General features: G+C 64.8%; 9 protein-coding genes and 1 pseudogene. 9 read left to right on the forward strand and 1 reads right to left on the reverse strand.

All coding sequences use genetic code 11. The features are described from left to right. Nucleotides 1–7: 7 nt before the first annotated feature. The 5 genes from AC0L39_RS12605 (at nt 8) to AC0L39_RS12625 (ending at nt 5,616) form a co-directional block, all read left to right on the forward strand. Nucleotides 8–1,705 carry an ABC transporter permease gene (locus AC0L39_RS12605; RefSeq protein ID WP_473258366.1) on the forward strand — a complete coding sequence of 566 codons (1,698 nt, stop codon included), beginning with the start codon at nt 8–10 and terminating at the stop codon, nt 1,703–1,705. A gap of 103 nt (nt 1,706–1,808) precedes the next feature. Further along, nucleotides 1,809–2,810, forward strand: coding sequence for a magnesium chelatase ATPase subunit I (gene bchI / locus AC0L39_RS12610; RefSeq protein WP_473258368.1), 1,002 nt, complete (start codon nt 1,809–1,811; stop codon nt 2,808–2,810). After that, the gene (locus tag AC0L39_RS12615; RefSeq protein ID WP_473258370.1) at nt 2,807–4,510 is read left to right on the forward strand and encodes a magnesium chelatase subunit D; all 1,704 of its coding nucleotides are present in this window, start codon (nt 2,807–2,809) and stop codon (nt 4,508–4,510) included. The genes bchI and AC0L39_RS12615 overlap by 4 nt, the downstream gene beginning before the upstream one ends. Beyond that, nucleotides 4,507–5,403 carry an alpha/beta fold hydrolase BchO gene (gene bchO / locus AC0L39_RS12620; RefSeq protein WP_473258372.1) on the forward strand — a complete coding sequence of 299 codons (897 nt, stop codon included), beginning with the start codon at nt 4,507–4,509 and terminating at the stop codon, nt 5,401–5,403. Before AC0L39_RS12615 ends, bchO begins: the two co-directional genes overlap by 4 nt. 27 nt (nt 5,404–5,430) lie before the next feature. Continuing rightward, nucleotides 5,431–5,616: a hypothetical protein gene (locus tag AC0L39_RS12625; protein ID WP_473258374.1), complete on the forward strand. Its 186-nt coding sequence runs from the start codon at nt 5,431–5,433 to the stop codon at nt 5,614–5,616. Between the two features lie 3 nt (nt 5,617–5,619). Here the strand turns inward: AC0L39_RS12625 and crtD are convergent, their stop codons facing one another. Continuing rightward, nucleotides 5,620–8,043, reverse strand: coding sequence for a 1-hydroxycarotenoid 3,4-desaturase CrtD (crtD, locus tag AC0L39_RS12630; RefSeq protein ID WP_473258375.1), 2,424 nt, complete (start codon nt 8,041–8,043; stop codon nt 5,620–5,622). Between the two features lie 122 nt (nt 8,044–8,165). On the opposite strand from crtD, the gene AC0L39_RS12635 reads away from it, so the two are divergent. The 4 genes and pseudogenes from AC0L39_RS12635 (at nt 8,166) to AC0L39_RS12650 (ending at nt 11,341) form a co-directional block, all read left to right on the forward strand. Next, the gene (locus AC0L39_RS12635; RefSeq protein WP_473258377.1) at nt 8,166–9,290 is read left to right on the forward strand and encodes a methyltransferase; all 1,125 of its coding nucleotides are present in this window, start codon (nt 8,166–8,168) and stop codon (nt 9,288–9,290) included. A gap of 128 nt (nt 9,291–9,418) precedes the next feature. Beyond that, a pseudogene (locus tag AC0L39_RS12640) lies at nt 9,419–9,718 on the forward strand (alcohol dehydrogenase catalytic domain-containing protein); the annotation flags it as partial. A gap of 169 nt (nt 9,719–9,887) precedes the next feature. Continuing rightward, on the forward strand, nt 9,888–10,355 hold the full coding sequence (locus tag AC0L39_RS12645) for a hypothetical protein (RefSeq protein WP_473262483.1): 468 nt from the start codon (nt 9,888–9,890) through the stop codon (nt 10,353–10,355). Further along, nucleotides 10,352–11,341 carry a chlorophyllide a reductase iron protein subunit X gene (locus tag AC0L39_RS12650; RefSeq protein ID WP_473258379.1) on the forward strand — a complete coding sequence of 330 codons (990 nt, stop codon included), beginning with the start codon at nt 10,352–10,354 and terminating at the stop codon, nt 11,339–11,341. The genes AC0L39_RS12645 and AC0L39_RS12650 overlap by 4 nt, the downstream gene beginning before the upstream one ends. Nucleotides 11,342–11,421 lie beyond the last annotated feature (80 nt).

The raw sequence follows: 11,421 nt of genomic DNA on the forward strand, positions 1-11,421 counted from the left end.
CGGCGCAATGGGTCGCGATCTCGTGGTAAGCCGCCTTAGGCAAGTTGGCGCATCCGACGCAAGCGCGCCGCGTTCTTACGCGAGAAGCGGGCGCGTCGATGGCTGGCTGGTGTCCGCGATGCTTGTCGCGGCACTTGCTGCCCTTCCCATTCTTGCGATCCTGTTTTCCGCGCCGAGCGGCGGCGTTGAAGCCTTGTCACACCTCGCCAGCTCGGTGCTGCCGCGATACACCGCCAACACCGCGCTGTTGATGCTGCTGGCTGGCGGGTTGGCGCTGGTCGTCGGCACGGGCTGCGCGTGGCTGGTGAGCGTGGCCGAATTTCCGGGACGGCGCGTGCTCGGCTGGGCGCTGGTCCTCCCGCTCGCCGTGCCTGCCTATATCGCGGCATACATCTATGCCGACCTGCTCGACTTTACCGGACCGGTGCAAACCGGCTTGCGCGCGGCCACCGGCCTCGCGGCTGGCGAATACTGGTTTCCGCAAGTCCGGTCGCTGAGCGGCGGGGCGTTCGTGCTCGGCATCGTTCTTTACCCCTATGTCTACCTGCTCGCCCGCGCCGCTTTCACCGCGCAAAGCCGCGCGCAGTTCAAGGCGGCGCGCAGCCTCGGCGCATCACCGCAGCGGGCGTTTTTCCGCGTCGCCCTGCCCGCTGCGCGCCCGGCGATTGCGGGCGGGCTGGCGCTGGTCCTGATGGAAGTGCTCGCCGATTTCGGGGTCGCGCAATATTTCGCGATCCCCACGTTCAGTACGGGCATCTTCCGCAGCTGGCTGGCGATGGGCGACAAGCAGGCCGCGCTCAAACTTGCCAGCGTGATGCTGGTGTTCGTCATCGTCCTGATCGCGCTGGAGACGGCAACCCGCAAGGGTCGCAGCGAAAGCCGTGACGGACTTGCGGCTAGCGACAAAGAGCCGCTGGTCGCGCTCTCTGCGCTGGGCAAGACAGGGGCGGCGATTGCCTGCACGATCCCGGTCCTGCTGGGCTTTGTCCTTCCTGCGCTCCACCTCTTCTGGCTCGCGTCCAGCGACGTGGCAATTGCTGCCTCCGGCGAGCTGGGCACCTATGCCAGCGGGAGTCTGTGGCTGGGCCTTGCGACGGCGGTCACCTGTCTGCTCACTGCCCTCCTGCTCGCCTTTGCCAAGGCGCGTTCGGACAGCCGCGCGGTCAGGGGCACAATCCGCATCGCCACGCTGGGTTATGCACTGCCAGGCGCACTGCTTGCGGTCGGCTTGCTGGCACCTCTGGGCGCGGTCGATGTCGGACTGACCCGGTTTGCGCGCGACAGCCTCGGCCATGGCGGCGGGCTGTTGCTCACCGGCACGAGCGTGATCCTGATCTATGCGCTGTCGGTGCGGTTCCTCACCGTCGCCTACAATTCGGTCGAGGGCGGCTTGTCCAAGATCCCGCCATCGCTGGACGCCGCGGCACGTTCCCTGGGTGCGAGCCCCGCGCGGGTGCTGACGCGCATTTACGTGCCGCTGCTGCGGCCCAGCCTTGTGGGCGCGGCGGCGCTGGTCTTCATCGACACCGTCCGCGAGCTGCCCGCCACGCTGATACTGCGACCCTTTAATCTCGAGACACTCGCAACCCGCACCTACCGTCTCGCCAGCGATGAACGGCTGGTCGAGGCATCGATCCCGGCGCTGATCCTGCTCGCAGCCGGACTGCTGCCTGTGTTGTTGCTCAACCGGATTGCTAGGCAGTAAGCGGTCGGCGCAAAAGTGTAAGGATGACTGGTCACATCTATTCGTCCACCTTTTCATTTCTGGCGCTTGTCCAAAAGCCGACCAGCGTTCACAAGAGCGTGTAATGGCTAAGTTTCCTTTTTCTGCGATCGTCGGACAGGACGAGATGAAGCAGGCGCTGTTGATCGCTGCGGTCGATCCCAGCGTCGGCGGGGTAATGGTTTTCGGAGATCGCGGGACGGGCAAATCCACCGCCGCGCGCGCGCTGGCGGGCCTCTTGCCGCCAATCTCCGCTATCGAAGACTGCCGCTATGGCTGCACCGGCGAGGAAAAGGGCACATGCCCCGATCCGTGCACTTCGGGCCGTGTGCGCAAGCGTGACGTGCCATTCGTCGACATGCCCCTGGGTGCAACAGAGGACCGGGTGATCGGTTCGCTCGACCTCGAACGCGCTCTGAGGGCGGGCGAGAAAGCGTTCGAACCCGGATTGCTGGCCAAGGCGCATCGCGGGTTCCTTTATATCGATGAAATCAACCTGCTCGAAGATCACCTTGTCGACCTGCTGCTCGATGTCGCCGCATCGGGTGAGAACGTGGTCGAACGCGAAGGGCTGTCGGTCCGCCACCGCGCGAAATTCGTGCTGATCGGCAGCGGCAACCCCGAAGAAGGCGAACTGCGCCCGCAATTGCTCGACCGTTTCGGCCTGTCGGTCGAAGTGCGCGCGCCGACCGATATCGAAACGCGGGTCGAAATCATGCGGCTCGTAGCGGCAAATGAGCGTGATCCAGTGGGGTTCGCGAAAGATTGGGCGGCCAAGGACGAGAAAATCCTCAAACAGGTTGCGCGCGGCAAGGCCAAACTGCCGAAGCTCGAGGCGGGCGAGGATGTGCTCACCGACGCCGCCGAATTGTGCCTTGCGGTCGGCGCGGATGGACTGCGCGGCGAGCTCACATTGATGCGGGCGGCACGCGCGCTTGCAGCCTTGAACGGCGCGCGCGCGGTCACGCGCGAGCACCTGATCGCGGTTGCACCCTCGGCCCTGCGCCACCGCCTGCGCCGCGATGTGCTCGATGAAACCGGATCGACCGTTCGCATCACCCGGGCGATCGACGAATTGTTCGGATGATACCGGCGGACCCGCCCGATCCCATTCACGACGCCGCGCTCGCGGCACAGCTGTTCCTTCTTGCTCCGGCATCGTTTGGCGGCATGGTCCTTCGCGGATCGAGCCCAGCGCGCGATGCGCTGGTCGCCGCGATTGGCGAGGCGGTGCAGACGCGCAAGCTTCCCGGCCATGTCGATGACGAGCGTCTGCTGGGCGGCATCGACATCGCCGCAAGCCTTGCTTCCGGACGTCCGGTTGAGACATCCGGCATACTCGCCGAGGCCAAGGGCGGCGTGCTGATCGTGCCGATGGCAGAGCGGATTGGTGACGCGATTGCGGGACGGCTCGCACAGGCGCTCGACCAGGGGGACATTGCGCTCATCTTGCTGGACGATGGGGCCGAGCCGGATGATGCGCCGCCTGCCAGCCTGATGGAGCGGTGCACGTTCCACTGCGAACTGTCGCACTCGCGCGCACACGAGGCTGTGACCCTGAATACGGCGGACGCCCTCGACTTGGCTGAAATCGGCCCGCTTGGCGATCTGGCGCTAAAGGCGCTGGCCGCCACCGCCGCGGCGCTTGGCGTGCATTCGCTCCGCCCGCTGCTGTCGGCCGGTCAGGGTGCAAGAGCGCGCGCGGCGCTGGCCGGACGGCGCGAGCCCTCCGATGCCGATCTGGCTGCGGCAGCGCGCCTGGTGCTCGCCCCGCGCGCGACCCAGCTTCCGCCTGCCGAGGACGACCAGAGCGAGGACCAACAACCCGAGCCGCCGCAGGATACGGGCGAGGACCGGCAGGACACGGAGAGCAAGCGCCCCGACCAGCCGCTCGATGAAATGCTGGTCGAGGCTGCTTCCGCTGCGATCCCGGTAGACCTGCTCGCTCAGCTTGCCAAAGGTCAGGCGCCGCGGCGGACATCGGGAAGCGGTTCGGGCCAGAGGCGCAAATCGGGTATTCGCGGGAAGCCGCTGAGCGCGCGGCCCGGAATGCCGAGCGGCGGAGCGCGCCTCGCGCTGATCGACACGCTGCGCGCCGCAGTCCCGTGGCAGGCAGTGCGTCGAAGAGAATTGGGCCGCGAGCAGCCCGCCACAAACACACAGGCCATCCTCACCCGCAAGGACGATCTGCGCGTCCGCCGGTTCGAGGAAAAGGCTGCGCGGGTCACGATTTTCGCGGTCGATGCCTCCGGCTCGGCCGCCGCTGCCCGCCTTGCCGAGGCCAAGGGCGCGGTCGAACTGATGCTCGCCCAGGCTTACGTGACTCGCAGCGAAGTCGCGCTGATCGCTTTCCGGGGCGAGAGCGCGGAATTGCTGCTGCCGCCCACCCGCTCACTGACCCGCGCGCGCCGCGCGCTGTCCGAATTGCCGGGAGGCGGCGGGACACCGCTGGCAATGGGTCTCAACGCAGCGCGCGAAACGGCTCAGTCGGTCATGGCGCGGGGCCGCACTGCCAGCCTCGTGATCCTTACCGATGGACGCGGCAACATAGCTGCCGACGGATCGCCGGGACGCGGGCAGGCGAAAGCGGACGCGGAGGCCGCTGCGAAGGCCATCGCGCGCGACGGTATCGACGCGCTTGTGATCGACATTTCCGCTCGCCCCGGCCCCGATGCACCCGCGCTCGCCGAAGAAATGCGCGCCCGCTTCCTCGCCTTGCCGCGCGCCGATGCACAATCGCTCCACGGCGCGATCGCAGCGATGCAGCCTGCCCGGAGCGCAGCATGAGCCGCGCGCTGGAATGGGAGCGCGAAGGGCTGATCTGGCCTCACCGCGAGGCGAGCGAGTTCGTGCCGGTTGGCCGCGCCCGCTGGCATGTCCAGCGCATGGGCGATCCTGAGAAACCGGGCCTACTGCTGCTCCACGGAACGGGAGCGTCGGTCCATTCATGGCGGTCCCTGATGCCGCTGCTGGCCGAAACGCACCACGTGATTGCGCCGGACCTGCCGCGCCACGCCTTTACGACCGGCCATCCGCCAGAGGATATGTCGCTTCCTCGTATGGCAAGCGCACTGAGCAGGCTAATCCACTCGCTCGATCTAGCGCCTGATGCCATCATTGGTCATTCCGCAGGTGCGGCGCTGGCGCTGCAACTGGCGCTCGATCACGGCTTCGATGTCCCGGTCATCGGCCTCAATTCCGCCCTACGGCCCTTCCCCGGCCTTGCCGCACAGCTATTTCCGGCGGTCGCCAAGCTGCTGTTCGTCAATCCGCTCGTCCCGCGCCTGTTCTCGGGCGCGGCGGCGTTATCGGGCGATTCCGACCGGTTCATCTACCGCGCGACCCATTCGCACATCGATGCCGAGGGGCTGGCCTGCTACGAAGCGCTGCTGTCCAATTCGCGCCATACCAAGGGCGCGCTGGCGATGATGGCGAACTGGGACCTGCCGACACTACGCGCGCGAATGAGCGCGATCTCCAACCCGGTCCTGATGGTGCATTCGGACAAGGATGCGGCGATTCCGCTCGACTGGGCGCGCGAGGCGCAGGGCTGGCTTCCCGATGCCGAGCTGCAAGTGCTCGAAAACCTCGGCCACCTCGCGCATGAGGAAGCACCCGGTATCGTCCATGAACGCATAACCGCGTTCCTCGCGGCCCATGCTATGGCGCGAACGGATTAAGGCAAACAGGACCAGGGAGCGCGCGCGATGGACGGCAATTTCGGCTGGATCGAGATCGTGTTTTTCTACGGCATCGCGATCAGCTTTGGCCTGTGGCAATATTTCAAGATGGACCGCGACCTGAAGCAGATCCGCAAGGAAAAGGCTGAAGCTCAGGCGCAAGCTAAAGCCGAATCTGAGGCCGACGGCAGCGATGAAACTGCGCAGGACTAGCCGTTATCGTTTCTGGCGCGGCATCCGGTAAGGCAGCATGAACTGCACCAGCGGAGAGGCAAAGCGGCGCATGTCGAGGCTTTCCTGCACAGACACCACATCTTCGCTGTAAAGCTTCGAGGCAAGCTCGGACCGGGCATAGAACGGCGTGTCCTCCCATGTGCGGCTCACTTCGGCAAAGCCGATTTCCGAGCGCGTGCGGCGGGCAATGCCCCATTTGCTGCTGGGCAGGTGAGCAGATGGCGGAAGGTCTGTCTCCTCGGGAATTCCGTCCGCCCCGAACCGGATCGCGCTGGCGAAGACCGACCCGTCGCCGCGTTCCCCTTCATAGCAGACGACCGCGCCGCGTTTCATATGCGCACGCGACCAGTGCCAGACACGAAAGCCATCTTCGAGCGGTTCGGCGCCGCGATTGTGGTCGAAATAGCCCGAGCCTTTCCATGACACGCCGGGCTCTTCCATCTCGACCTCGATCCGGGCGCGCGGAGCCATGCAGTGCCAGATGTGGTTTTCTGCCGGGTCAAGCGCAAAGCTTGCCGGATTGAGCGATTCGGGAATGACGCGGACCTTGCCGCGCACCGGGCGGCGAAATGGGTTGAACAGCCGCTTGTCGCGCTCTTCGATTGCGATTTCCAGCGCATCGCCTTTCCATTCGACATGGCTGGGGCCGATCTGGAGGTTGGTCACATCGCGCGATACGCAGCCCGACGGTCGCTCGGTCATCGCCCAGCGTGCTTTGGGGCCGTAGAGGGCGACATTCAGCGAGCAATGGTTAAGCGGATCGCTGCGCCCGCTGCGCTTGTAATAGGGCGAGAAAACGCTGCCCAGAAATGCGATGATCGTCAGCCCGTGCTGCCCGTCTTCGCTGATCGCATCGATATACCACCAGGTGTAGCCGCCTGGTGGTATCGCCGCATCGAAGCGAGGTCCCGTTCGATCGTTCGCGCTGCCAGCAGTCCGGACAAGGCTGCCATCGGGACTCCGGTACGCTGGATGCGTCGCTCCGCCTGCGCAATACAGTCCCGGTATCCGCGTTTTCGGACCCTGCCGCTGGAAGGAAGCCGCCCAGCCGTGCGACGCTCTGCCATAAAGGGCGCCGCCGGTCGCCGGGAACAGGTCCTCCCAAGTCTCCGGCGTCGCCAGCTCGTGCGGCATCGGATCCTCCAGTGTCAGCCCGCATCGTCGAAGGCTGCTCCTCATGGCGTGAGTGCATGTCTCGATCTCCTCGGCTGAGTAGTGATGGGTATCGCCATTGGCAGGCGCGTTGACGATTATCTGGATACGTTCCCGAGATTGGGCTCGGGATCGGGCGCGGTCCTGTGCGGCGGCGCGATCGCTCGCGCTGCGGTCCTGCGCACACAGGTAGACGGTCGGGTCGGACGGCGATCGCCCTGCGCCAATATCACGGAATTCGCGCTCGTAATCGGGCGAGAAGAACACGTTGTGATGGCTGAGGTCGAACCCCGATGTCTCGGCATGAGCGAACCAGACCAGCGCCGATAGCGAGCGCTTGCTGCGCGGCATCGACCGGACCGATTGCGCCGCATGCTCTCCCAGCTTGCCCTCGGCCAGCGCCTCGGGATCGGCGTTGGAGATGACCGCGTCGGCAGCAATCGTGTCGCCGTTGGTCAGTCGCGCGCCGCTGACCCTGCGCCCCTCGACCAGGATCTGCGCAGCGTTGGACCCGGTGTGGAACTTCACGCCCTTGGTTTCGGCCAAGGCCCGCAATCCGTTCGCGAGCGCGCTGATGCCGCCATCGATGAGCCACACGCCGCGCGCCTCGGTATGCGCAATCAGCATGAGCGTGGCAGGGGCCTGAAACGGATCGGAGCCGCAATAGGTCGCATAGCGGTCGAACAGCTGCTGGAGGCGCGGGTCCGCAAAATGCTCGCCCAGCGCCTTCCAGAGATTGTCGAACGGACGCATCGCCATCGCATCGCCAATACGGTGCAGCCCGATCCGCCACATCATCGGCAGCGGCGTCGCGGATTTGTCACCGCGCAGGAATGGTTCGTCGAGCACTTCGTAGATGCGCCTGGCTTCCTTGCGAAACGCGCGAAATCCAGCGGCTGCATCCGCCCCTGCGAAATCGCCAATCGCCTCTTCGCTGCGCAGCGGATCGGCAAACAGGTCGAGTTTTCCGTCACTGTCCCACGCATGGCGCGCGATGATCTCGGCCCGGCGCACATTGATATAGTCGTCCAGACGCGCTCCGCAGGCGTGGAATATCTCGTCGAACACGTCGCGCATGGTGAACACGGTCGGGCCGGCCTCGATCGGCTGGCCATCGACTTCGACCGTGCGGGCCTTTCCGCCTACCCATGCCTCTTTCTCGATGACGGTCACGTCGTGACCGCGCGCAGCCAGCATGGCCGCGCTCGAAAGCCCGCCCATTCCGGCGCCGATAATCGCGATCCTTTCGCTCACCGTCCTCCCCCGATGCGCGCGCCATTGCCGCCATGATGGCAGCACCGCGCGGACATTATCATTGACCTTACTCTATCATCTGTCCAATCATTTGGACAAATGGGATGTCAAAACGCTTGGAAATGACGGAGAAACCTTCGCGAAAGGTCCGCTGGATCGCGCGGCGAAACGCAATACTTGCCAGCTCGCGCTTCCAGTATTGGGCTGCGCGAATCCCCTTCATCAAATCGGTGGCTCGCAGCCGGGCCACGCAGATGTTCGATCACCTCGTCGGTTTTTCCTATTCGCAGGTGCTGCGTGCGGCGGTGGAGAGCGGGCTGCTGGACCTGCTTGCCAAAGGCCCGGTCAGCGCGGCCCGAATAGCGGCGGATACGGACCTCAGCGAAGACGCAGCGCTGCGGCTGCTCAGGGCAGCGCGCGCGCTCGACCTTGCAGAGCAGGCCCACGCCGATGGCTGGATGCTGGGCCAGCAAGGCGCAGTCCTCCAGGCCGATCCCGGCGCGCAGGCGATGATCCGGCACCACCGGCTCCTTTACAGCGATCTCACCGACCCGCTCGATCTGCTGCGCCGCGACCGCAAGGAGCCGACCGCTCTGTCGCGCTACTGGTCCTATGCCGGAGCGCTGCACGGCGCCGCCGAGCGGGGCGAGGAAACACAGGAATACTCGCAGTTGATGGCCGCATCGCAGCGATTCGTCGCCGATGAGGTCATCGGTGCGTTCCGCTTTCCCAGACAGGGCCGCCTGCTCGATGTCGGCGGTGGGCATGGCGAGTTCCTGCGGCGGGTCGGATCGACATATCCACAACTGGAACTGGGCCTGTTCGATTTGCCCGAGGTCGCAAAGGCAGCGCGCGAACCCCTCAGCCGCGCGGTCGGCGAAGGGCGCCTGACCTGTCATCCCGGCAATTTCTTCGAAGACCCGATACCGCAGGGCTACGACCTCGTTTCTCTGGTCCGCATCCTGCACGATCACGATGACGAACCCGCATTGGCGCTGTTGACGAATATCCGCAGCAGCCTCTCTTCGGGCGACCGGCTGATGATCGCGGAACCCATGGCGGGCATACCCGGAGCAGAGCCGATGGGGGACGCATTTTTCGGCCTCTATCTATGGGCGATGGGATCGGGCCGGCCGCGCACACCTGACGAGATCGCCGCAATGCTGCGCGAGGCCGGGTTTGCCCGCTCTCGGCTGGTCCCGACAGCACAGCCGGTCATCGCCAGCTGTATCGTCGCGTCAGCCTGACGCTTGAACTGTCTGCTTTAATTGACACTAAGTGCTGTAAGGCGTAGCACACAGATGGAGAACCATCTCTGGCCACCGCGTGAGTCGCACGGTCAGCCGAGAGAAGGCAGAGGGGAAAGTCGCTTAGGATGAATGCACTGGCTGTCATACTTGAAGGACCCGAGCAGCTTGCGCTGCGGGAGCTTGAGTTGACGCCAGCAGGCCCCGGCGATGTCGTGATCGAGATCGCATGGAGCGGCATCAGCTCCGGCACCGAAAAACTGCTGTGGACGGGCCGAATGCCCGAATTTCCCGGCATGGGTTATCCGCTTGTCCCCGGTTACGAATCGATTGGCCGCATCGTCGATGCCGGCAGCGAAGCGTGTGGGCGGATCGGCGACTGGGTCTTTGTGCCCGGCGCCAATTGCTACACCGAGGCTCGCGGGTTGTTCGGCGGCACCTCCAGCCATGTCATTGTGCCATCGGCCCGCGCCCTGCCCGTCCCAGAGCGGCTCGGGCAGTCCGGCGTGCTGTGCGCGCTTGCGGCGACCGCGCTTCACGCGATCAATGGCGGCAGCGCCCCTGACCTCATCATTGGCCACGGTGTGCTCGTACCGATTGCTGGCCCGCCTGACAATCGCACTGGGAGCACCTGCGCCGACCGTCTGGGAGACCAGCGCAGCCCGGCGCTCCGGTGCCTCGGGCTACGATGTCACCGCACCAGATGCCGACGAGCGCAGCGATTACCGCGCAATCTACGATGCGAGCGGCGATGCCGCGATCATCGATGCCGCGACCCCGCATCTCGCCAAGGGCGGTGAAATCACGCTCGCGGGATTTTACGCCGAGCGGGTCAATTTCGCCTTCCCCGCCGCCTTCATGAAAGAGGCGCGCTTGCGCATCGCCGCAGAATGGCAACCGCAAGATCTGACCCAAACGCTCGACCTGATCGAAGCCGACAAGCTCGACCTGTCGAACCTCATCACGGATGCACGCCCAGCCACCTCGGCGAGCGATGCCTATCCGCAGGCCTTCAACGATCCTGCCTGCCTCAAAATGGTTCTCGATTGGAGCAACGCCCAATGACGATGTTAGACGTTCAGACGGAAGCGCTGCGCGACGAAGCCTCGCAGGAACCCGATCCGGTCCACACCGGCGAGGTAACGAGCGAGACGCAGGTTATTGCGATTTATGGCAAGGGCGGCTCGGGCAAGAGCTTTGCGCTGTCGAACCTCAGTTACATGATGGCGCAGCAGGGCAAGCGGGTGCTGCTGATCGGCTGCGATCCAAAGAGTGACACAACCAGCCTGCTGTTCGGCGGCAAGAGCTGCCCGACCATCATCGAGACATCGTCCAAGAAGAAGCTCGCGGGCGAGGAAGTAACCATCGAGGATGTGTGTTTCCAGCGTGACGGCGTGTTCGCGATGGAACTGGGCGGTCCCGAAGTTGGCCGCGGCTGCGGCGGGCGCGGGATCATTCACGGTTTCGAATTGCTCGAGAAGCTCGGCTTCCACGAATGGGGATTTGATTACGTCCTGCTCGATTTCCTCGGCGATGTGGTGTGCGGCGGGTTCGGCCTGCCGATTGCGCGTGACATGTGCCAGAAAGTGATCGTCGTTGGCTCCAACGACCTGCAATCGCTCTATGTCGCGAACAATGTCTGCCATGCGGTTGAATATTTCCGCAAGATGGGCGGGAATGTCGGCGTTGCCGGCATGATCGTGAACAAGGACGATGGCACGGGCGAGGCGCACGCATTCGCGGAAGCTGTTGGCATTCCGGTCCTGACAGCGATCCCTGCGGACGACGATATTCGCCGCAAATCTGCAAATTACCAGATCATTGGCAAGCCGGGCGGCGAATGGGCCAGCCTGTTCGAAACGCTGGCGCAGAACGTCGCAGATGCGCCGCCTTTGCAACCAACGCCGGTCGATCAGGACGGACTGTTAGGCCTGTTCAGCCCCGATCAGACGGGCGGCGATATTCAGCTGATACCGGCCACCCAGGCCGACATGCGCGGCGGTGTCTTCGAAGAGAAACCATCGCTTGAAGTGATTTACGACGAGGTCTGATGCGTGACTGACCTTTCTGCCTCGAACGCACAGCGCGCACCGGACCGGATCGATCTCGATTCGGGCACTCCCGACACATC

This window comes from Erythrobacter sp. K21-9 (assembly GCF_055808355.1).

Coding starts and splice junctions, on each gene's coding strand:
- AC0L39_RS12615 (WP_473258370.1), top strand. CDS start 2,807: ATGATACCGGCGGACCCGCCCGATCCCATTCACGACGCCGCGCTCGCG.
- AC0L39_RS12605 (WP_473258366.1), top strand. CDS start 8: ATGGGTCGCGATCTCGTGGTAAGCCGCCTTAGGCAAGTTGGCGCATCC.
- AC0L39_RS12635 (WP_473258377.1), top strand. CDS start 8,166: ATGACGGAGAAACCTTCGCGAAAGGTCCGCTGGATCGCGCGGCGAAAC.
- bchI (WP_473258368.1), top strand. CDS start 1,809: ATGGCTAAGTTTCCTTTTTCTGCGATCGTCGGACAGGACGAGATGAAG.
- AC0L39_RS12625 (WP_473258374.1), top strand. CDS start 5,431: ATGGACGGCAATTTCGGCTGGATCGAGATCGTGTTTTTCTACGGCATC.
- AC0L39_RS12650 (WP_473258379.1), top strand. CDS start 10,352: ATGACGATGTTAGACGTTCAGACGGAAGCGCTGCGCGACGAAGCCTCG.
- bchO (WP_473258372.1), top strand. CDS start 4,507: ATGAGCCGCGCGCTGGAATGGGAGCGCGAAGGGCTGATCTGGCCTCAC.